The sequence below is a fragment of the Algoriphagus halophilus genome, assembly GCF_900129785.1.
Classification (GTDB): Bacteria; Bacteroidota; Bacteroidia; order Cytophagales; family Cyclobacteriaceae; genus Algoriphagus; species Algoriphagus halophilus.
Genome location: NZ_FSRC01000003.1, coordinates 20972 through 43137, shown reverse-complemented (window position 1 = coordinate 43137; position 22166 = coordinate 20972). Strand labels below are relative to the sequence as shown.

The window sequence follows — 22166 nt, the reverse complement described above, 5'->3', positions numbered from 1 at the left end:
GGTTATTTCTCTTTTGGTTTTTGGCGGTAAACTTTAGCTAGATTATAACCTGATACGTCTACAAGAAACTTATCCTTCAATATCTTCCTACCTAGTAAAATAGGATTACGCATTTTGGACCGGTCCGAAAGAGTAAATTCCGCAGGATATTCTTCCCCTGCAAGTTGAAATGTCACTTGGATTAAATACCTGGTCTCTGCTTGTCCAAATGAATTTTTAACACTTTTCTCACGAAACCGATCCACCTTTATTTCTTTACCTGTATATGATCTATGTCCAGGCATCAATACCCGAAAGGTAAGTACCTTTTTCCCATCCTCTTCTTTTACCTGAATGTTTTCCGCATGGATACTGCTGGTGTAGGCACCTGTATCTACTTTTGCCCAAACCAGATCAAGGTCAAAATCCGGAATGGAAACTTTCTCTTTTCTACCAATAACTTTCTTTTCCATTTTAACTGGTTTTTGCCATTGAAAGCAAAACTTTCATAGAAAGGTCAGTAAATATCATTTTGGCATTCCCATTACGTTCCAAATGATAGTGGGCCTCATTGAAAGATTCGTACAACTCCATCACATGGGTTTCCTTAAGGACTCTTCCGGAAATTTTTTCAATAAAACCACGATCTTCTCCTGTCGTTCTCAGCAGTTCCTCCAAACTGAAGTTCTTGAGCATAATTTCTCTCAATACATTCAAACCAGTAAGGATCATAGATTTCTGAGCCTCTTTGTCAATTTTATGGAAGTTGTCAGCCAGTTCAAACAAGTCCTTTAATTTCTTGCTGTAGCACAGTAGAAACCATTCTCTTATTTTGCTTACCTGTTCATCCTCCACCTCATTGACTAAGCGATAGGCAGCTCTTAAATCGCCATCAGCCAGCATGGATATTTGCTCCGCCAATTTACTTTCACACTGCCCGGATTCCACCAAATGATTTTTTACCTCTTCATCAGAAAAGGCTCTTACCATTACCTTTTGAGTCCTGGACAGAATGGTGGTCAGCAATTGGTCTGGTTGAGAAGTAACCAGCATAAACACAGTTTTTGCAGGCGGTTCCTCAATAATTTTCAAAAGAGAATTGGCTGCCGAAGGGTGTAGATACTCAACTCCCCAAATCAACATCACTTTATACCCTCCTTCAAAAGACATCAAAGACAAAGACTGAATGATCTTTCTGGCTGCGCCTTTCGAGATATTTAATTGTTTCTTCTCAAAACCATTAAAGTATATAAAGTCATGCATGTTGCCATATGGCTGTTCCAATGCAAAAGTCCTCCAATTGGCCAGTTCATTATTTTTCTCATCCTCTTCTCCTTCTTTATCTTTTGAAATAGAAGGAAATGCAAAGTTCAAGTCCGGAACAATTAATTTTTCCATCCTTTTGCAATAGGAGCATTCTCCACAGGAATCTTTCTCACCTGGATTCTGACAAAACAAATAAGTAGAAAGCGCCAATGCCATGGTCAAGCTTGCAGAGCCTTCGGGCCCATGAAAAAGTAATGCATGTGCCAAATGATTGTTTTTGACAGCATTGATCAGATTTTCTTTGGTCTCGGGTAAACCCGGAATATCAGCAAATAGCATGGTTTAATTTATTCAGGAAGAAGTTTCCCAAATTCTATAGGTTTTGGTTAATTCAAAAATCCAATGAAGAATTTCTTCATCTTTTTTTGTCCATTCTACCTTTCTTCTTGCCATCACAGCAATAGCAGTCTCTTTAAATTTATGGAACTGGTAAGTAGACATGCCCTCTCTTCCTCCCCAAGAAAAGGAAGGAATAAAGTTTCGGGGATATCCACCTCCGAAAATATTGGCCCCAACCCCTACTACAGTTCCCGTATTAAACATGGTGTTTATCCCAGATTTGGCATGATCCCCCATCATCAATCCACAAAACTGTAATCCTGTATCTGCGAAGCTTCCTTTGGTATAATCCCAAATCTTGACGGATGCATAATTATTTTTCAGGTTACTGGTATTGGTATCTGCTCCTAAATTACACCACTCTCCAATGACAGAATTTCCCAAAAATCCTTCATGCCCTTTATTACTGTAACCAAAGATCACAGAATTGGAGATTTCACCTCCCACTTTTGAAAAGGGACCCACGGTCGTATCTCCTCTCAATTTTGCCCCCATGTTCACTGTAGAACCTTCACAAAGAGCAAACGGACCACGAATTAAAGAACCTTCCTGGATCTCTGTATTTTTCCCAATATAAATCGGACCATTCTCTGCATTTAACACCGCAGCTCTTATGACTGCTCCTGGTTCAATAAATATATTTTCAGGGGCATAGACCTTTGTATGAGGGTCTGTAATTAAAGCAGACTCCCTCCCTTCCGTAATCAGCTTAAAATCCGAGGCAATTTCAGCACCGTTCAACTGAAAGATAGTACTGCTTTTCTGAATCAGAACAGGATCAAAATCCAACTGAATAGCCTCTTTCTCCTTGGCTGAATCTAGGTTCTTCTCAGTTTCACCGATATAAGACGCCAATAGAGTTTTACCAAAGAACAAAGCCTGATTTTCTTTCAATTGTTTCAAACAGGCTATTGCTTGCTCATTAGGAAGCCAGGCTCCATTAATGGCAAGTTGCGTACCTGGTTTTCTTTGAAACCTGTCTTTGAGGTATTTCTGGGTAAGGTAAGATATCTCAGCGCCTAAATGGACTCTCCATTTTTCTGAGATTTTTAATATCCCCACTCGGATATCTGCCACCGGCCTGGTAAAAGTAAAAGGGAGTAGTGATCCCCGAATCGCCGGATCATCAAATAATAACAAGTTATCCATGGGGCAAAAATAAAAAAGTCTCCCGGAATCCATGCTCCGGAAGACTTTTTAGAATGTGTCGCAGGAGAATTACTTCTTCTGAGCGTATCTTCTGTTGAATTTCTCAACTCTACCAGCTGTATCAAGCATCATTTTCTTACCAGTATAGAATGGATGAGATTGAGAACTCACTTCAATTTTATATACAGGGTATTCATTACCATCTTCCCAAACGATGGTTTCGTTAGTTTCGATAGTTGACTTGGTCAAAAACTTGAACTCGCTAGAAGTGTCGTAGAAAACCACGTCTCTGTAGTTTGGATGAATATCGGCTTTCATTGTATCGTTAGTTTTATTGTACCTTTTTCAAATGAGGCACAAAGTTACCCTTTTTCAGAAAATCCACAAAATCTTTCTAAAGTATTTCTAAATGAATTATTAAAAACTAGGATCTTTGGCTTCGAAATTCAAAAATACTCTCTTTATTTAAGAATCATCCGCTTTTTTTAGCTTTAATCCAATGCAAAAAAAACTACTTAGATCGACTGGACTCTTTTGGATTATCCTGATTTGTCTTATTTCTTCTCCTTTTTTGGCATCTGCACAAGGGTCTTACATCCCGTTTGACCGAGATTATTATCATCTAATAGATCGGTATCAAATCCTTCAGGGCAAAAATAATTCGTTCTTTCACACGGCTACCAAACCCTACCGAAGGGATGATGTCGCCAAGTATTTAGATAGCATTGCAAATTCGGAGGTTATTCAGTCCAGATCGGATGAATTTAATTTGGCCTACCTAAGTCAGGATAATTGGGAATTTATCGATCGGGAAACCCCAGAGTCAAAAAAGCCTTTTTTGAAAACTCTGTATAGAAGACCTGGAGACTTTGCACACTATTATAGTGAAGATTTTGACATTCATGTAAGTCCTGTGATTTACTTGAACGGGGGGTTCGAACCAGATAACGATCAAAACCCAAATCGCCTCTCTAGGGGGGTAGTATTGAGAGGGTCTATTGACAAAAAGGTAGGGTTCTATACCTATTTCACTTCTTCAGAAGCATTTTTCCCAACGTGGGTCAAAGGGTACGCCCTCCACAATGGAGCTGTGCCAGGGGAAGGTTTTTGGAAACAATACAATACCAATGGCTACAGTTACTTCTCTGCATTGGGCCACGTCAGTTTCAATATCACCAAGCATATTGAAATCGAAGTAGGCCATGATCGCAACTTTATCGGAGAAGGCTATAGATCCTTTCTACTCTCGGACTTTTCTAATCCCTACATGTTTGTCAAGTTCAATACCCGAATATGGAAATTTCAGTTGACGAATATCTGGACGCAAATGACAGCTGATGTAGATTATGATCGAGGTAGACCTACGGACGGAAGGTATCCTCAAAAATGGTTTTCCTTCCACCGCCTGGGATTCAACATCGGCAAAAACGCCAATCTAGGGTTCTTTGAATCTGTCATGACCGACCAAGCTGATTTCAATTATTTCAACCCAATCGTCTTTTACCGCTGGGTAGAGCAATCCCTGGGCACTCCAGACAAAGTAATGCTGGGATTGGATGGCAAATGGAATTTCTATCCAGGCATGCAGGTTTATGGTCAATTTGCTTTGGATGAATTCGTTTTCTCAGAGTTTTTTGGACAAGATGGAAAAGGGTCCAAAAGAAATAAATATGGAATTCAGGCAGGTTTGAAGTATTACGACTTACTGAAAGTTTCAAACTTAGACCTTCAATTAGAATTCAACTCTGCAAGACCATACACATTCCAGGAGAAAAACGATTATCAATCCTATAGTAACTGGCGAACTCCATTGACACATCCCCGTGGCGCCAATTTTCGAGAAATGCTTGGAATCATACGTTACCAACCCCTTCCTAGATTAAGTCTTACTTTTCAAAGCATGTACCAATTGTATGGAGCTGATCCGGATGAAGAAACTAATTGGGGTGGAGATGTGCTAAAAAACAGGTTAGAGGGTAGCCCAACGGGATTGTTTGGGAATGAAATTGGTCAGGGAATTGAAAATAAAGTGGTGCAAACTCATCTGAATGCTTCCTACATGTTAAAGCATAATTTCTTTATCGATGCTTCCCATACTTGGAGAAGAAGGACTGCCCAGGATTTGGATGCGCCAGCTACCAATAACTACCTTCAATTAGCATTTCGATGGAACTTCATTAGACCGGATTACAATTACTAAAGTATGCCGCAGGAAATTCCGTAACTTGCGAGCTTATTTTCAGGATTTACTTACATGAAAACATACCTGCGGATATTGGCCTATGCCAAGCCTTATGGAAGGTTTGTTCCGATTTATATTATCTACGCATTTCTATCCATTGTATTTGGGTTACTCAATTTCACGCTCCTCAAGCCTCTGTTTGATGTAATCTTTGAACAAGTGGACCCAGAAGTGTTGTCTGCCTATCAACAAAAGCCAGATTTTAGTTTTTCAATTGAATATTTCACCCATTTATTCAATTACAACTTCCTGCAGGTAGCCGAGGAGTTTGGCAAACTTGGCACACTCTTTTATGTCTGTATTATTATTGTAGTATCGGTATTCTTATCTAACCTCTTTACTTATTTATCGGGAGTGGTGCTTGCCAAAGTAAGAGCGATTGTGATAAAAAAGATGAGGATGGATATCTTCAACCACGTAAGTCAATTGCATATCGGTTATTTCTCCAATGAGCGTAAAGGAGATTTAATGTCCAAGATGACCAATGATGTACAAGAGGTTGAAAACACCATTGTCCAGTCTTTAAGAGTGGTATTTAGAGAACCTGTGACCATCATTTTGTATTTCAGCGTATTATTTTTCATGTCTGCCAAGCTTACTTTTTTTACCATTCTAATTATCCCAATCACCGGAGCCATTATTGGTGGGATCACCAGAAGGTTAAAAAAGAAGGCGGTAGAAAGCCAACAATCCTTAGGCAGACTGGTCAATATTTTGGACGAGTCCTTAGGTGGTATGCGAGTGATCAAAGCATTTAATGCGGAAAACTTCATGGAAAAGAAATTTGACCGAGAAACAGATTACTACTCAGGTGTCAATATTAATATGGCCCGTAAAAATGAATTGGCCTCTCCAATTTCCCAATTCTTGGGTGTCACAGTAGTTGCGGGTATCTTGGTATATGGGGGAAGTTTGGTTTTGAGTGGTAATTCACAATTGGGAGCCAGTGATTTTATTACCTATATCATCATTTTCACCCAAGTACTCAATCCAGCCAAAGAAATTTCAAGAGCAGTCAGCAGTATTCAAAGAGGCATTGCTTCTGCAGAAAGAATTTTTGAAGTAGTGGATACCCCTCCTCAGATAAATTCTGCAGAACCAGCCCTGACTTTAAACTCCTTTGAAAAAGAAATTTCTTTCCAGAAGGTAAGCTTTGCCTACCAAGATCAATTGGTCCTCAAAAACATCAATTTTAAATTAGAAAGAGGGAAAACCATTGCCTTAGTAGGTCCATCAGGAGGTGGAAAATCTACAATTGCAGATCTGGTGCCACGGTTTTATGACCCAAGTGAGGGACAAATATTACTAGATGGCAATGATCTCAAAAAGTTTAAGCTAGAAGACCTCCGAGCGTTGATGGGAATTGTTACGCAAGAATCAATTCTCTTCAATGATTCTGTTTACAATAACATAGCGTTTGGGATTGAAAATGCGACTGAGCAGCAGGTAATCGAAGCTGCAAAAATTGCCAATGCCCACCAATTTATTTCCCAATTGGAAAACGGCTATCAGACTTCAATTGGAGAGCGAGGTTCCAAGCTGTCAGGGGGCCAACGTCAACGTGTCAGCATTGCAAGAGCCGTATTAAAGAATCCTCCTATCTTGATTTTGGATGAGGCGACATCTGCTTTGGATTCTGAATCAGAGTTATTAGTACAGGAGGCGCTTACTAAATTAATGTCCAACAGAACGACATTGGTAATTGCACATCGACTCAGTACTATTCAACATGCAGACGAAATTCTAGTTATTGAAAGAGGAGAAATTGTTCAGAGAGGAACTCATCTTGAACTGATTGAACAAGAAGGGCTTTACCAGAAACTTTCCAGTATACAGTCGGTTTAGTATATTCGTAAAAAATATTAGTTGAAATGAAGAAATTCCATCAATTTGCCCAAATAGCACTGCTGATCTTTTTCGTGGCATATCTCATCTTTTTTATGGCATTCAACACGCTAGGGAGCATGTTTGGAATGGAAGAAATCACTTCTGATGGCCTTGTCAAAATATTTCTAGCAGGATTAGTATTGGTTCTTCTCACTTGGGCAGGAGCGTATTTCGCTATGAAAAGCCAGTCAGACCAGCTTTCAAAAAAAGAAGTCGAAATGAACAAACTGAAAGCCAAGCTATATGACTTAGAACATCCGGATACTCCAAGTACACCTAAAAGTAAAGAACCAAAACCAACGGATCCTGACAGCTCAGGAATTAAACCAAGACAAAATTTTACGGAATAGGATTCAATCCTTAAAAAAATCAATAAAAAAGGAGACCTATAAGGTTTCCTTTTTTATTGCAATCTATTTTTCTTATCTCCTTAGACTTACTGTTTTCCAATAATAAAATTGCAGTTGCATTTAACTTGAAAATTGGGCAACATTAATCCCAAACCACTAAATTCACCCACCATCCATGAAGCTCTTTCAAACTAAACTCTTTATTTTTTCGGTAATGAAAACAACAAAAATCTACATCTCAATCTATTGAGAAACATCACTAAAATCGGACTGACCTTCGTATTCATCATTTTTACACAATGAGGGTTTGGTTTTAGGCTAAATCAATGAAACCCCTTGAAAATAAAGATTTAATTCAACTAAACATGTATATTAAATAAAAGAAACTTTTCATTTTTAATTATGGTAGCAAAAACTTTTGGAAGTGCAGTCTCTGGCGTAGATGCAAACCTGATTACGATCGAAGTAAATGTGGGACAGGGGACCAGTTTTTACATGGTAGGGTTACCTGATTCTGCAGTCAAAGAATCGCAGCAGCGTGTAGAATCTGCACTTAAATATTTTGGATACAGAATGCCCCGACAAAAGGTAGTCATCAATTTGGCTCCAGCAGACATTAGAAAAGAAGGCTCTTACTATGATTTGCCTATTGCGATGGGGATTCTACAAGCATCAGAGCAAGTAGAGTTTCCTGAACTTGATCAATACATCATTATGGGAGAACTTGCACTGGACGGTAAGTTGAGAACTATCAAGGGAGTACTGCCTATTGCTATAGAGGCCCGAAAAAAAGGGTTTAAGGGTTTCATTCTTCCTTCAGAAAATGCCCAAGAGGCATCCATAGTTAATAATCTGGATATCATTCCAGTAAAAACGCTGGAAGAAGCATCGCAATTTTTACAAGGTGATTTGAAAATAGATCCCTTGGTTACTGATACCAGAGATATTTTCTACCATTCGTTAAATGAAAGCGAATTTGATTTTGCCGATGTTCAAGGGCAAGAAAACATCAAGCGTGCCATGGAAATTGCGGCTGCTGGAGGTCATAATGTGATTATGATTGGCCCTCCTGGAGCTGGAAAAACCATGCTGGTAAAAAGACTTCCTTCCATTTTACCTCCGTTGACCTTGCAAGAAGCATTGGAGTCTACCAAAATACATTCTGTGGCAGGAAAATTAGACAAGAATGGAAGTTTGCTTGCACAAAGACCATTTCGAAGTCCGCATCATACAATCTCAGATGTAGCGCTTGTCGGTGGTGGAGGAAACCCGCAACCTGGAGAGATTTCGCTTGCTCATAATGGGGTCTTATTTTTAGATGAATTACCTGAGTTTAAAAGAACGGTTTTGGAGGTCATGCGACAGCCTTTGGAGGAACGAAAAGTGACTATTTCTAGAGCAAAGATCTCCGTGGATTATCCTGCCAATTTCATGTTGATCGCCAGTATGAACCCATGCCCATGTGGTTATTATAATCACCCTGATAAAGAATGTGTATGTGGCCCAGGGATTGTTCAACGTTACCTGAATAAAGTTTCAGGCCCACTTCTGGATCGAATTGATTTACATGTAGAAGTCACACCAGTTAAGTTTGAAGAAATGACTTCCACCCGAAAAAGCGAATCGAGTCAAAATATTCGAGAACGAGTAATTATTGGTCGGGAGCGTCAAAAAGAACGTTTCAAGGATAATCCGGAAGTATTTTGCAATGCGATGATGCCCTCTCACCAAGTGAAAGAAGTTTGTGAAATCAATGAGGCAGGTAAAATTCTTTTGAAAACAGCGATGGAAAGACTTGGGCTATCAGCAAGAGCTTATGATAGAATCTTGAAAGTAGCCAGAACAATAGCAGATATTTCTGACTCGGATCAGATAAAAGTAGAACATATCGCCGAAGCCATTCAATACAGGAGTCTAGACCGAGAAGGGTGGGCGGGTTGATTTATTCCCCACCACCTAAGTTATAAACACTGCCTTCCTTACAGAGTTCGACAATAAATTGAGGATCTTTAAACTCCATACTTTGTTTAAAAATTTCTTCCAGCTTCTCATCTGAATTTAAAGGATCATGGTGAAAAATCCCCATTTTTCGAACGCCACAAAGCCGACCAAAATCGATGGCCCCATCTATTGAGCTGTGCCCCCATCCAATTTTACCTTTATATTCTTCTTCAGTGTACTCTCCATCATGCAGTAATAGATCCGCATTTCTAGCCAGCTCAAATCCACTGGTCCATTCTGGATCGTAAGGAAAATTGGCCGAACCCAAAAATGGTTCGTGATCTGGCAGATATGTAAATACACATTCCCCATCGTCAATCCTAAATCCCAAAGTTGGGCCAGGATGACAAATATATTCAGACTTGATTTTCAATTCCCCTATCATAAATTCAGAATTATCAATCTCATGAATAACCGGATGGTTGGGAAGTTCATTCATCCTTACGGGAAATAAGGGTGGAGAAAAATACCTTCTGAGCCTATGCAATAAAGGTTCGACAGCGGTAGAAGGGCCCCAAAGATGAACTGTTATATCAGGATGGTATAATGGCTGAAAAAAGCCTAAACCCATCGTATGATCAATGTGCAAATGCGTTAAAAGGATATGGACTTCTTTAATTTTTGGGTTTAGAAATTTCCCCAATCTTTGAATTCCAGACCCTCCGTCCAAGATCACACAGGTATCCTTGTACAACACTTGCACGCAAGAAGTATTCCCTCCATAAATAATATTTTCAGGCCCCGGAGACGGTAAAGATCCCCTACAGCCCCAAACTTTTATAATCATGAGAAATTAGAATTCCAGAATAATGCCATTGCTCCTAAAAACCTATTTGGCCTTCCCTCCAATGGAATAGAGGTCACCGTAATAAGATGGCGTTCTCCTTTTAAGTTTTTAATATAAAATGAACCGTGAGCCGGTTTTCGATTCGATAAAGTCTGAACCAATGGAAGTCCTTCTGGTGGTAAAGGTTTACCATCCATATCCGTGGGAGTAAAAACCGTAGACCACTCCTCCACAGGCATACTTCCGGTTTCACCAAACCTTAACCCAAGAATAGCTTCAGCAGGTTCGTTATAAAAAACTAATGTCCCTTCTGTGTCAACTAAAAATACCGGCATGCTCATACTATCTGCAAATTGCCTACCTAGAATCATTTCTATTGGTTGCACTGATCTTATTATTTAGTTAAAATGCGAAAAGTGATAGAATATAGCAATTATTTTATAAAAACACCTGCACAACTCATCAATAATCCAAATATGATTTCCAATTAAAGGCACCGATAACAAAATCCTTAGGATACAGTTATGAAGTATCAGTTTTCCAGCATGGATTCATGCTGGATAAATTTCAAATTTTCAACAAGTTATGTATCTTAAAATTAAGCTTTAAAACCACTTACTATGAAAAATATTTTATTCGCATTCCTCTTTTTACCCATAACTTTATTTGGGCAAGATGTAATCCCTACCAATTCAGGAGACATCAAAATCACTCCAATTTTACATGGAACTCTTGTTATAGAATACCAAGAAAAAACAATCTATGTAGATCCCTATGGAGGAGCTTCTGCATTTGATGGACAAAACACGCCTGACATTGTATTGATCACTGATATTCATGGGGACCATCTCAACCAAGAAACTTTGGGAGGACTGGATTTGAGCAAAGCAACTATAATAGCTCCAAAAGCAGTGGCAGACCAGCTAGATGGATCCAAATCAAAGTCAATACTAGTGATGGGTAATGGCCAAAGCCAAAAAGTATCAGAAATTCTTGTCTCCGCCATCCCTATGTACAATCTTCCAGAAACTGATGATAGCAGGCATCCCAAAGGAAGAGGAAATGGCTATGTGATTAGTATGGGTGGTAAAAATATTTACCTATCAGGGGACACAGAAGACATTCCTGAAATGCGAGATTTAAAAGAAATTGATGTGGCATTCGTGTGTATGAACCTACCTTACACCATGGATGTGGATCAAGCTGCTGACGCTGTTTCAGAATTTAAACCCTCCATTGTATATCCTTATCACTATCGTGGCACCGAAGGCCTTGCAGACGTTGAGAAATTCAAATCTCTGGTTAACACCAATGCGCCTGAAGTTGAAGTAAGACTTAAAAACTGGTATCCAAGCAACTAAAAAATGTAGGCAGAATTAACTGCCTATTTTTTTTGTCCCTTGGTAATGTCATTAAGGATACATTTGCCCTGTAAACAAACTGCAGCAATACGTCCTATAACAATACAAAAAATGAACATAGATAAGGTCTCTATCCCAGCTAAACTAGCTCAATTTTCAGATTATTGGAACCCACGCATAGTTGGCGAACTAAATCAGCAACAAGTTAAACTGGTCAAATTTAAAGGGGAGTTCGTTTGGCATCACCATGAACATGAGGATGAGCTTTTCTTAGTCCTTGAAGGAGAGTTTGATATGGAATTCAGGGATAAAACGATCCATTTAAACAAAAACGACTTCTTGATTGTCCCGAAAGGAGTAGAGCACAGACCTGTCGCTTCCCAAGAAGTTTCAGTTCTTTTATTTGAACCTGCTAGTACCTTGAATACAGGTAATACGGTTGGGGATTTAACTAAGTCAGAATTGGAAAAACTTTAAAACTCATGTGATTTTATTAAGGCAATTTAAATTTTATGAGATTGCAGAATTAAACTACCAATCGAAAAAGTAACAAAATGTAGACTATTGGAACGTAATTTTAAGTTCCTTCTTACTTATTCTCTTTAAATCATTCAATTTTTCCCTAAAAAACAAAAACATTTCTTAAAACGTAGTTCATATTCAAAAAAAAGTATTTAATTTATTGTCAAATCAAATGAGTAAAAGTTGATTGAATCACCACCTTAAGTTCCCTTAAGAAATGAGGCTGCATTTTTTGCGGCCTTTTTTATTTCAAAGCCTCGTCTAAATCTTCTAGCAAATCATCTAAATGCTCTAAGCCTACAGAGAGTCTAATTAAATTTTGTGGAGTTTTAGTATCGGGTCCCTCGGAAGCAGCCCTTCTCTCTATTAAGCTTTCTACTCCTCCAAGGCTCGTGGCATTTGTGTAATACTTTAACTTTGAAATCAGCATATCTGCTGTTGTAGCATCCCCTTTTACTTGAAAAGAGAGTATTCCTCCAAATCCTGTCATCTGCCGAGCAGCAATGTCGTGACCTGGATGATTTTTCAAGCCAGGATAATAGACTTTTTCGATGTTTGGGTGTTGAGATAAATAATTTGCTAATACCATTGCATGTTCAGCATGTCCTTTCATTCTATAAGGAAGAGTTTTTATACTTCTACATAAATAGTAACAATCCATTGGGGAAGGAACCGCCCCACCAGTGGTCTGCACATTCTTTATTTTGTCCCAGAATTCATTTTTTTCTTTTGTCACCAAGGCTCCTCCTAAAATATCAGAGTGACCTCCAAAATATTTAGTACTGGAATGCATGACTAAATCAGCTCCTAATAACAACGGGTTTTGAAAAACAGGAGTCGCAAAGGTATTGTCACAGGCAAGGATCGCACCTTTTGATTTTGCCAATTTTGAAATTGCCTCTAAATCAGAAATTTTCAACAAGGGATTGGATGGTGTTTCTACCCAGACCAATTTGGTGTTTTCCTGGAAAGCTTCCTGTACTTTCTCTAAATCAGTCATATCCACAAATGAGGCCTCCAATACTCCATCAAACAAAGTCAAAATTCCTTTTTTTAAACCATGATACATATCATCTGGAGCAATAATATGAGAACCAGGCTTCAAAGCTTGAAATACAGCTATTCCAGCCGCATTCCCCGAACTGAAAGCTGCTGCGTCTTCTCCTCTTTCCAAACTTGCCAATAATTTTTCCAAAGAAGCTCTATTGGGATTATTTGCCCGAGAATAGATCATGGAGTTTTCCTGATGAATAAAAGTGGTACTCAAGGTAATAGGCTGGATTACTGGTTTTTCAGAATCCGACACGAAATTCCCTCCATGAATTGCGATTGTTTCAAACCTCATATTCTTGATTATTTATGTCTTGTTAATCAGAAATGGAAATTAGCAGAATTATCTCCAGAAAGGAAGAAGCTTTACACCAATGTTTATTCAGTCTTTGAAGAATATGATTTTCTAAAAACCGGAAATCTCTAATTCTCTGCCTTTGTTAAAGATTCTAATCAAATACCAATACTATTAAGAGAATCCTTTAAATTTTAAGTACACACTATTTAAGAGAGGCAACATTTTTTTAAGGTCTTTCCAACCTTTTCGCTTGGAATACTCTCTTTTAAGTAGACAGTAAAATTATGGGTATTCAAAAGCTAAATTCAGAGTTAATCAATAAGGTAATCCAACAAGACCGATCCGCTCAATTCCAGCTTTTTGAATTAACCAAAAGTATGCTGTATTCCATTTGTTATAGAGTGTTGGCCAATGAAGACGAAGCAAATGATGTATTGCAGGATGCATATGTGGAAGTATTTCAAAACATACGAAAACTCGAACATCCACAAGCACTTATTTCTTGGATGAAGACCATTACAATTCGGAAAGCAATTAAGGAAAGTAAAAAACAGATTCTTTTTGCTCCGATTGAAGACCATAATCCAGCAACTACCGAAAATTTTGATGCATGGTTTGATGCGGAAGTCTTGGACCAAGCCATTCAAAGCCTTCCTGACGGAGCCAGAACTGTTTTCGTTTTAGTGGCAATAGAAGGTTACTCTCATCAAGAGTCAGCCAAGTTATTAGGGATTTCAGAAAGCACCTCCAAATCGCAACTTCATTATGCAAAAACCTTATTAAAATCCAGAATCACTAATCTCCTACAGGCATGAAAGAATTTAATCCAAATCCTGATTTATGGAGTAGAATTCAAACCCGAAAGGAATTTGATAACCAGCTCCAAGGATTAATCACAGAACTTCCCGAAAGAAGTCCAAAAGCAGAACTTTGGAGTAATATTGAGAATATTCTGGATCAACAGGAAGCACCAATACCAATATGGAAATACCTGTCTATTGCAGCCGCGATCATATTGATCGTATCATTTTCAGGGATCTATTTTATGAACCAAAATTCTACTACCATAAACCCACAAGACCAAGTAGCAATAAATTCTGATGATTTGGATTTAGCTCCCTCAGTAGAAAAAGAAATAATTTTAGAAAAGAAAAATTCTCCCGAAGAACTTCAAAAGGACGCCCCTATTCCACTCGAAGACAATATTGAGAAAAAGAGACAGGATGTATCAGTTCCAAAAAAAGTGGATAAACCAGCTATAACCGAAATAAAGAACAATGGTCTAGAGGCTTCCAGCCTAATTATTCCAGAAAGAAGCCTGCCTCAAAAAGCTCCATCTTACCACCAAGTGACAATCGCTTGGGAGATTCAGGAAAAAATAAAAATCAGAACACAATTTGGGAAACGACCTGAAATAGGTATTCATCAACAAATAGGAAAAGCTGAACCCTCAAAACGGACGATCCAAATAGATTTTAAAAGAAAATAATTCCATCAAACAGATAAAAGTAAAACTCATGAAAAGATACCTATTCGCATCTTGCCTGGCATTCCTATGCTTTTTTCAAGCGAGAGCCCAAGCCTTAGAAAACCAACTGGGAAATACCAATCAAGAATGGCTGGACCGAGACTGGCCAATTACAGACACCTTGATATTTGACTTCCCCAACGCAAGTTCATTGATTATTTATTTTAACAACCAGGAGTTTTCAGTGACAGAATTAGAGGAAGAGTTTGAACCCTTACTAAAAAAAGCAACTGACTTTCCTGAATCCACCACATTAGCTTATAGATTGGGAAAGGAATTCCCTAAAACTACTCTCAGCCATGTAAAATATGAACTAGAGAAAAAATATGTACCCTATGTGGACAGCCTTGAAATGACCTTTCCGGTTGGCCTGGATTTTACAGGAGGAGATTTCACCCCAGTGGTAGGTTTTAGAGCTCATCTCAATTGGAGGAATTTTTCAATGGGCGGTTCCATCATCAACACTATTTATTTTCCCGAAAGAATCGAAAACAATATTAAGGTCAATAGCAGCTGGTTTGTCAATGCAGAATTTTCCTGGGAATTCGGGAATCTAGAAGGGCCTAGAAGAAATACATTTGGTGTCGGATATTTGATTAATGAAAACAAAAGCCAGTTATTTTCTGGAACCACCATGCAGGCATTTTACAATCGAAAACTCAACAAAAATATTTCCATCCAAGTAGGGGTGATCAGCACAGAAAACTTCAAGACTTTTTATCCTACAGTCGGAATTAGGTTTTGGTAACAAAAAAAGCCAGCGGAATGCTGGCTTTTTTCTTAATATCAGAAAGATTTATCTGATTCTATCTACGGATCTTACCAAAGCTTCATCTTTTCTAATGAATCGATTGGCAAGCATATTACAAACCATGGCAGCAAGAACTACCCAAAAACCGATCTTGTAATCCCCGCTTTGAGATAAGGAAAGTTCAGAATTAATTCCATTCGTAGTTATGAAAATAGTGGCAACTAAGCCTACCATGACCAATGAATTGACCATATTCAACATCATTTGCCTACCTCTATTTCTAAATTGGAAAATCGAAATGATTGCCAAAAACCCTACAAATGAGGCCAATGCAGCGATATACCATTTAGATTCTGAAAGTAATACTTCCCCTGAAGCATCATATTTTTCCAAAAAAAGTGCGGTCAAAGAAAAACTTTCTCCTGAATCTGGAATCACTTGATGCCAAATTTCCATACTTAAGGTTATCCCCATAGCGACTGCCACTAAAAACAGGAATATTGTTTGAACTCGTTGAATCATTAGATTTGAAATTTTTTGCAAATTAACAGGCTTATCAGATCAATCACAAGGATTGAAGGTTTCTCTACCTCTTTTGAGTTGGAATAGTATCTTTGCACCCGATGAACCAAACCAAACGATATTTTCTTGAATTAAGCTATAAAGGGACTCCCTTTCATGGCTGGCAAAAGCAAAACAATGCTCTTACTGTTCAGGAATGCCTTGAATCAGCTCTTTCCACCTATTTCAGAAGTGAGATTTCCATTATGGGTAGCGGCAGAACTGATACTGGCGTACATGCCTCCATGCAGGTATGTCATTTTGATTGGGAACAGGAAATTGATCAATTCAGATTCATGAAAGCGATCAATGGTATTTTACCAAAGGAAATAGCGATTCATAAAATTAGAGAAGTAAAAAAAGATGCTCATGCCCGTTTTGATGCGGATGAAAGGTCTTATTTCTACAGAATCATTTTCAGAAAGGACCCGTTTCTGGAAGATTTAGCTTGGTTAAGTTATTTCCAACCTGATGTCTCAAAAATGAACCAAGCCATAGAAGCTTTGTTAGTTCAGGAGGATTTCGAGTGTTTCAGCAAAGTAAATACCGAAGTAAATCATTTCCGATGCAACATATTTTCCGCCCATTGGGAACAAAACGACAATGAATTGGTATTTCATATAACCGCAAACCGTTTTTTACGTGGAATGGTGAGAGCAATTGTCGGTACTTTAATGGAAATTGGACTTGGTAAAAGAAGCCCAGAGGACATGGAGAAAATTATTTTGGCAAAAGACCGAACAAAAGCGGGGAAATCAGCTCCTGCTAAAGGGCTTTTTTTAAGCCGGATTAAATACCCAGAACTAATTTATTTAGACTAAGAAATTTTGAGCCTAGAAAAAGAAAAGCAGTCATCCGGTGAAATTGTAGACACCCAAGTACTTAAGCAGCTTTACAGTCATGTCAAGCCGTACCGAGCACAATTTTATTTCCTGGTGTTTTTGACCATTGCAATGGCCGCGTTGGCACCGACCAGACCTTATTTCATTCAGGTTGCCATAGACGATTATGTAGCCAAAGGGGATGCTCCTGGTTTATTGAATATCATTTATGTTTTGGTGGGATTAATGATCCTTCAAGCGGTAGTCCAATGGGCACATACCTTTTATTCGGGATGGATTGGCCAGGTAATTATCAAAGACATTCGGGTCAATCTCTATAAGCACTTATTGAAATTACGCCTTAAGTTTTTCGATAACACCCCAATAGGGAGATTGGTTACCCGTAATGTTTCGGATATCGAAACATTGGCAGATGTTTTTAGCGAAGGATTGGCAGCAATTATTGGTGACCTACTTCAACTCGTGACCATACTTGGAGTAATGTTTTATATTGACTGGAAATTGACTTTAGTCAGTTTATGCACTCTTCCATTGATGATTATCTCCACTTATATATTTAAGGAGAAAATCAAGGTCACTTTCAATGATGTTCGGAATGCTGTTTCCAACCTCAATTCCTTTCTGCAAGAACACATCACGGGGATGAATATCGTTCAGATTTTTAATAGAGAAGATCGGGAGTTTGAAAAATTCAAGTCAATCAATAAAGAGCATCGGACGGCCCATATCAAATCAGTTCTTTACTACTCTATTTATTTTCCGGTAGCAGAGATTATCCAGGCCATTGGAATCGGCTTGGTCGTATGGTATGGAGCAGTTGGAGTTTTAGGAATGGATTTACAAGTTGGAATCTTGATTTCCTTTATCATGTATTTACAACTCTTTTTCCGCCCCATTAGAATGATCGCTGATCGCTTTAATACCCTTCAAATGGGTGTGGTCAGTTCATCTAGAATATTCAAACTTTTGGAAAGTGATGAGCATATCGCCAATGAAGGAGAACTTAAACCCGAGTCGGTAAAAGGAAATATCAGTTTGGAGCATGTATGGTTTGCCTACAATAATGATGAGTATGTTTTAAAAGACATCAATTTTGAAGTTAAAAGCGGACAGACAGTTGCCTTAGTTGGTGCTACCGGAGCGGGTAAATCCTCAATAATCAACCTGATTTCTCGTTTTTATGAAATCAATGAAGGAGTTATCTCCATTGATGGGAAAGATATTCGTGATTTTGACTTAGGAATTTTACGTAAGCATATCGGAGTGGTATTGCAAGATGTGTTTCTGTTTTCTGACACCATCTATTATAATATCACTTTGGGAAATCCTTCCATTTCCAGAGAACAAGTCATGGATGCAGCAGAACAAGTAGGTGCAAGAAAATTCATCGAAAGACTTCCAGGAGGCTTGGATTACAATGTAATGGAAAGAGGAGCTACTTTATCTGTGGGTCAAAGACAATTAATCTCCTTTGTCCGAGCGATGGTATATAATCCAGAAATCATCATTCTTGATGAGGCTACTTCCTCTGTGGATACAGAAACAGAAGAATTGATTCAGGAATCGATCGATAAGATGATGAAAGGAAGAACTTCCATTGTCATCGCCCACCGTCTTTCTACCATTCAAAAAGCAGATAAAATTATTGTCTTAAACAAAGGTGAAATCGTGGAAACCGGCACCCATACTGAATTACTTGAACTGGGAGGGCACTATACTCAGCTTCACCAGATGCAATTGAAAACAATGGCTATTTAAGCCGATCACTAAACCAATAAAAAAGATTACCCTGTGAAATTAAAAGTTTTAGCACTCATTCTATTTATCCCATTCATCAGTTTAGCTCAAGAAAGAGGAGTAGGAATTCGACTTGGAGAACCTTTATCCATCACCTACAAGGACTTTATCAGTGATTACATTTCTATTGAAGGAATGATAGGAAGCGCTGGAGTCAACGGTGCAAGTTATTATCAGAAGGATTTTGAAAGTAACCCGCCTGCATCCAATGCCTTTTACATAGGTCATTCCGTTTCAAAAGGCGTTTCTTTCAACGTCAGATCTGCCTATCATGAGGATTTTACAGATAGTTTTGGAATCACTCAAGGGTATTTATTGGCCTATGGTGGGGCGGGTATTCAATTGAGAACTACCAAGGTGAATTACAGCTATGAGGTAAATCAGGTTTCCAATGGAAATCTTAGAACGGAAAACCGAACGAATGTAGACTTTGGACCCGAGGCATTTATAGGTTCTGAATATTATTTCTCAGACCTTCCTATGAATGTCTTTGCGGAATTTGGCCTTTTTCTGGAGTTATTAGACAGAGTTGGACACATGAAAGCCCAAGGCGGGATCGGAGTCCGTTACCTATTCTAACCATGAGCAAGAAAATTGGCATAGGAGCCATTGCATTAGTAGCTATTATTATTGCTGGCTATTGGGGCTTTGATCAATTGGGAGGAAACACTCCTATAGAAATTAGTGTAATTGAGAACCACCCTCCTACCTTAGTAGGCATTCATTTTCGAGGAACTCCACAGGATCCCGTGTTAGAGAGAGCTTTTAAAAGTGTAGAAGCCCAAAAAGGTTTGCATCCGGGAAGCTCCTTGCATACCATTTATTACAGTGAACCTGCAGGGAAGCTAGATACTATGGAAGTGTTTATTGGGATTGATCAAAAATTACCCATTGAAGACTTTGAAGTAATGGATTTCAAGGAAACTAGCTTCTTGTTAGCTTCTATTAAAAGCAACAAATGGGTGATGCCCAACCCCACAACGGTACAGAAAAAATTGAAAGAATATGCCCTCCAGCATGACATTCAGTTAACTGGGGTCTTCATCGATAAAATCGTATCAAAATCCGAAGTTCAGGTAATTGCTCCCATCCAATCAATCAACTAATTAGTTTTTTTAACAAAGATCGGTCAATAATTTCACCAACCCCAGCACAGTTATTGCCGTGAAAAGAACTATGTTCCAACTAAACCACATAAAAATTAGAAAATTAACTGCCATTCTTGGACTTTTTGTTCTTTTATCCTTTAAAGGTTATAGTCAGTCTTCTTCTGATTATTTAAATAATGTGGAGTATACAATTAGAGGTGTCCAACTTCCAACATATAAAATAATCCCTTCCTTAGTTTATATTTCAAGTAATGAACAGGATTATGTAATTGAAATAGAACAAGAAAGAGTTTATGAATATGATAACTCCAATACAATTGTAGATTCAACACTTGATTTTAAGTTTCTCGTTTCAAAATGGGTAAATATAAGGACTTCAAACGGACCTCGCGGTTCTGATTCAACCTACGAAAGAGTGCTAATAAATATTGGATATGGAAATCAAGGTGAAAAAGGCACAATAGTTGTCACAAAAGATAAAATAATTGGAACTGGTAAAATTTTATATCTGACTCCAAAAGGGTCATATGAAGTGTCAATTAATATTTTAATCTCTCCTTCAACAAATAATCTTTAATGAAAATGAATCGAACTGTTAAATACCTATTTTTCTTTATTGGACTAATCACCTTCCAAGCATGTGAAGGTCCGATAGGCCCAGAAGGCCCCATGGGTCCAGAAGGTGAGCCAGGAATAAATATATTAGGGACAACCTATGAAGTGGAAATTGACTTTACCGAATCAAATGATTACGCTGACCTATTTGAGTTTCCGGAAGACTTAATTGAAAGTGATGCAGTATTAGTTTATAGACTTTCTGGAATAGATAATGGAAGAGATGTATGGAGAATTCTTCCTCAAAACTATTTCTTCGAAGAAGGTGTTTTGATTTTTAATTTCGACTATACTATCAGTGATTTTTCTATATTCTTGGATGGCCCGCTTAACTATTCATTGCTTGGACCTGAATGGACAGATGGACAAATTTTCAGAGTTGTTGTCCTTCCTTCTGATTTTCCATCTGGAAGAATCGATTATTCTGACTATGAAAACACTATGAAAATGCTGAACATTGAAGAGTCCGACTTCATCAGAATTGACTCAAAAAATTAAACTATTACTCTAAACCAACAGATTACCACAGACAGGATTTATGTTTTACAGAGATCCTGTTTTTTTTATGTCAACATTTTTCGATGCCAAATTTAAATTGGCTGTTATCTTTGCGGCATGCAATTAAAAAATGATCTTCTGCTACGTGCTGCCAAAGGGGAACCAGTTGAAAGAACCCCAGTTTGGTTAATGCGCCAAGCGGGTAGAATACTACCAGAATATAGAGCTGTCAGAGAAAGTGTCAGCGGGTTTATTGAATTAGCACAAACACCGGAATTGGCTGCTGAAGTCACTATTCAGCCTGTGGACCATTTAGGGGTAGATGCTGCCATTATTTTTTCAGACATCTTAGTGATCCCCGAAGCAATGGGACTTCCTTATGAAATGGTGGAAAAACGAGGACCTTGGTTTTCCAACACAGTCAATAGCACAGCAGATCTAAAGAAATTAAGGATTGCAGATGGTGCCAACGATTTGAGTTACGTGATCAAAGCAATTGAAATCACTAAGAAAAACCTCAATGGCCGTGTTCCTTTGATTGGATTTGCAGGGGCTCCATGGACTATTTTTGCCTACATGGTAGAAGGTAGTGGTAGCAAGACATTTTCTAAAGCAAGACAAATGCTCTATACCCAACCTTCATTTTCGCATGAACTTTTGCAAATGATTACCGACAGCACCATCAATTATCTGCAAGCTCAAGTAAAAGCGGGAGCAGATTTAATTCAGGTGTTTGACAGTTGGGCCGGAATCTTAGGACCTAAACAATATGAAGAATTCTCCCATCTCTACATCTCTCAGATTTGCGATGCTATTACGGAGGTTCCAGTTACCGTATTTGCAAAAGGTGCATTCTTCGCAAGAGAAGAAATGGGCAATTTAAATTGTGAGACGATTGGTCTTGACTGGAATATGGGGATTGAGGAATCCAGAAAACTAATAGGAGCGAATAAAACCCTTCAAGGCAACCTAGATCCTGCTGCATTGTATGGCAACCCGGAACAAGTAAGAGCTGCTACTTTGGATATGATGGAACAGTTCCGTGGATCCAGACATATTGCTAATTTAGGACATGGTGTTTATCCGGATATAGACCCAGAAATGGTCAAAGTCTTTATCCAGACAGTCAAAGATTTTAAATAAACAGACTAACTAGAGAAAGCCCAATTCAAAA

General features: G+C 38.4%; 24 protein-coding genes. 16 read left to right on the top strand and 8 right to left on the bottom strand.

The genetic code is table 11. From position 1 onward, the window contains the following. Nucleotides 1-2: 2 nt before the first annotated feature. From BUR11_RS16955 to BUR11_RS16940, 4 genes are all read right to left on the bottom strand, one after another. Nucleotides 3-452 carry an ATP-dependent zinc protease family protein gene (locus BUR11_RS16955; RefSeq protein ID WP_074226217.1) on the bottom strand — a complete coding sequence of 150 codons (450 nt, stop codon included), beginning with the start codon at nt 450-452 and terminating at the stop codon, nt 3-5. A gap of 1 nt (nt 453) precedes the next feature. Then, nucleotides 454-1584, bottom strand: a complete 1131-nt coding sequence (locus BUR11_RS16950) for a DNA polymerase III subunit (protein ID WP_074226216.1) — start codon at nt 1582-1584, stop codon at nt 454-456. 12 nt (nt 1585-1596) lie between these two features. Next, nucleotides 1597-2793 (bottom strand): GlmU family protein, encoded by a 1197-nt coding sequence (locus tag BUR11_RS16945; protein ID WP_074226591.1) that lies wholly within the window; start codon nt 2791-2793, stop codon nt 1597-1599. Nucleotides 2794-2862: 69 nt separating this feature from the next. After that, on the bottom strand, nt 2863-3111 hold the full coding sequence (locus BUR11_RS16940; RefSeq protein ID WP_074226215.1) for a type B 50S ribosomal protein L31: 249 nt from the start codon (nt 3109-3111) through the stop codon (nt 2863-2865). A gap of 181 nt (nt 3112-3292) precedes the next feature. Here BUR11_RS16940 and BUR11_RS16935 point away from each other — a divergent pair, with 181 nt between their 5' ends. From BUR11_RS16935 to BUR11_RS16920, 4 genes are all read left to right on the top strand, one after another. Further along, nucleotides 3293-4993 (top strand): hypothetical protein, encoded by a 1701-nt coding sequence (locus tag BUR11_RS16935; protein WP_074226214.1) that lies wholly within the window; start codon nt 3293-3295, stop codon nt 4991-4993. A gap of 54 nt (nt 4994-5047) precedes the next feature. Continuing rightward, nucleotides 5048-6880 carry an ABC transporter ATP-binding protein gene (locus tag BUR11_RS16930; protein WP_074226213.1) on the top strand — a complete coding sequence of 611 codons (1833 nt, stop codon included), beginning with the start codon at nt 5048-5050 and terminating at the stop codon, nt 6878-6880. A gap of 26 nt (nt 6881-6906) precedes the next feature. Beyond that, entirely contained in the window at nt 6907-7272 is a 366-nt protein-coding gene (locus BUR11_RS16925) for a hypothetical protein (RefSeq protein WP_074226212.1), read from the top strand. A 402-nt stretch (nt 7273-7674) separates the two neighbouring features. Further along, nucleotides 7675-9213: a YifB family Mg chelatase-like AAA ATPase gene (locus tag BUR11_RS16920; RefSeq protein ID WP_074226211.1), complete on the top strand. Its 1539-nt coding sequence runs from the start codon at nt 7675-7677 to the stop codon at nt 9211-9213. A gap of 1 nt (nt 9214) precedes the next feature. Here BUR11_RS16920 and BUR11_RS16915 read toward each other — a convergent pair whose 3' ends face one another. Both BUR11_RS16915 and BUR11_RS16910 read right to left on the bottom strand, forming a co-directional pair. Continuing rightward, complete coding sequence (locus BUR11_RS16915; RefSeq protein WP_074226210.1) at nt 9215-10060, bottom strand: MBL fold metallo-hydrolase; 846 nt, start codon at nt 10058-10060, stop codon at nt 9215-9217. Continuing rightward, nucleotides 10057-10431, bottom strand: a complete 375-nt coding sequence (locus tag BUR11_RS16910) for a PAS domain-containing protein (protein WP_074226209.1) — start codon at nt 10429-10431, stop codon at nt 10057-10059. Before BUR11_RS16910 ends, BUR11_RS16915 begins: the two co-directional genes overlap by 4 nt. Nucleotides 10432-10680: 249 nt before the next feature. Between BUR11_RS16910 and BUR11_RS16905 the strand changes: the two genes are divergently transcribed. Together BUR11_RS16905 and BUR11_RS16900 are read left to right on the top strand one after the other, a co-directional pair. Continuing rightward, nucleotides 10681-11421 (top strand): MBL fold metallo-hydrolase, encoded by a 741-nt coding sequence (locus tag BUR11_RS16905; protein WP_074226208.1) that lies wholly within the window; start codon nt 10681-10683, stop codon nt 11419-11421. Between the two features lie 111 nt (nt 11422-11532). Continuing rightward, entirely contained in the window at nt 11533-11898 is a 366-nt protein-coding gene (locus BUR11_RS16900) for a cupin domain-containing protein (protein ID WP_074226590.1), read from the top strand. A gap of 289 nt (nt 11899-12187) precedes the next feature. On the opposite strand, the gene BUR11_RS16895 is transcribed toward BUR11_RS16900, so the two are convergent. Next, nucleotides 12188-13288: a trans-sulfuration enzyme family protein gene (locus tag BUR11_RS16895; protein WP_074226207.1), complete on the bottom strand. Its 1101-nt coding sequence runs from the start codon at nt 13286-13288 to the stop codon at nt 12188-12190. A gap of 287 nt (nt 13289-13575) precedes the next feature. On the opposite strand from BUR11_RS16895, the gene BUR11_RS16890 reads away from it, so the two are divergent. Genes BUR11_RS16890 through BUR11_RS16880 form a run of 3 tightly spaced genes read left to right on the top strand, consistent with a single transcriptional unit; the run spans nt 13576 to nt 15567 of the window. Then, complete coding sequence (locus BUR11_RS16890; RefSeq protein ID WP_074226206.1) at nt 13576-14106, top strand: RNA polymerase sigma factor; 531 nt, start codon at nt 13576-13578, stop codon at nt 14104-14106. Further along, the gene (locus tag BUR11_RS16885) at nt 14103-14780 is read left to right on the top strand and encodes a hypothetical protein (RefSeq protein WP_074226205.1); all 678 of its coding nucleotides are present in this window, start codon (nt 14103-14105) and stop codon (nt 14778-14780) included. The genes BUR11_RS16890 and BUR11_RS16885 overlap by 4 nt, the downstream gene beginning before the upstream one ends. Nucleotides 14781-14808: 28 nt before the next feature. Further along, complete coding sequence (locus tag BUR11_RS16880) at nt 14809-15567, top strand: hypothetical protein (RefSeq protein ID WP_074226204.1); 759 nt, start codon at nt 14809-14811, stop codon at nt 15565-15567. Nucleotides 15568-15615: 48 nt separating this feature from the next. Here BUR11_RS16880 and BUR11_RS16875 read toward each other — a convergent pair whose 3' ends face one another. Then, complete coding sequence (locus BUR11_RS16875) at nt 15616-16092, bottom strand: DUF4293 domain-containing protein (protein ID WP_074226203.1); 477 nt, start codon at nt 16090-16092, stop codon at nt 15616-15618. A gap of 101 nt (nt 16093-16193) precedes the next feature. Here BUR11_RS16875 and truA point away from each other — a divergent pair, with 101 nt between their 5' ends. From truA to hemE, 7 genes are all read left to right on the top strand, one after another. Further along, the gene (gene truA / locus BUR11_RS16870; protein WP_074226202.1) at nt 16194-16952 is read left to right on the top strand and encodes a tRNA pseudouridine(38-40) synthase TruA; all 759 of its coding nucleotides are present in this window, start codon (nt 16194-16196) and stop codon (nt 16950-16952) included. Between the two features lie 6 nt (nt 16953-16958). Beyond that, nucleotides 16959-18731 carry an ABC transporter ATP-binding protein gene (locus tag BUR11_RS16865; RefSeq protein ID WP_074226201.1) on the top strand — a complete coding sequence of 591 codons (1773 nt, stop codon included), beginning with the start codon at nt 16959-16961 and terminating at the stop codon, nt 18729-18731. A gap of 33 nt (nt 18732-18764) precedes the next feature. Beyond that, nucleotides 18765-19349 carry a hypothetical protein gene (locus tag BUR11_RS16860; protein ID WP_074226200.1) on the top strand — a complete coding sequence of 195 codons (585 nt, stop codon included), beginning with the start codon at nt 18765-18767 and terminating at the stop codon, nt 19347-19349. A gap of 2 nt (nt 19350-19351) precedes the next feature. Then, nucleotides 19352-19876, top strand: a complete 525-nt coding sequence (locus tag BUR11_RS16855) for a hypothetical protein (RefSeq protein WP_074226199.1) — start codon at nt 19352-19354, stop codon at nt 19874-19876. A 70-nt stretch (nt 19877-19946) separates the two neighbouring features. Further along, entirely contained in the window at nt 19947-20456 is a 510-nt protein-coding gene (locus BUR11_RS16850; RefSeq protein ID WP_074226198.1) for a hypothetical protein, read from the top strand. A 5-nt stretch (nt 20457-20461) separates the two neighbouring features. Next, nucleotides 20462-20992 carry a hypothetical protein gene (locus BUR11_RS16845; protein ID WP_074226589.1) on the top strand — a complete coding sequence of 177 codons (531 nt, stop codon included), beginning with the start codon at nt 20462-20464 and terminating at the stop codon, nt 20990-20992. Between the two features lie 117 nt (nt 20993-21109). Then, nucleotides 21110-22135 (top strand): uroporphyrinogen decarboxylase, encoded by a 1026-nt coding sequence (hemE, locus tag BUR11_RS16840; protein ID WP_074226197.1) that lies wholly within the window; start codon nt 21110-21112, stop codon nt 22133-22135. Nucleotides 22136-22166: the final 31 nt, after the last annotated feature.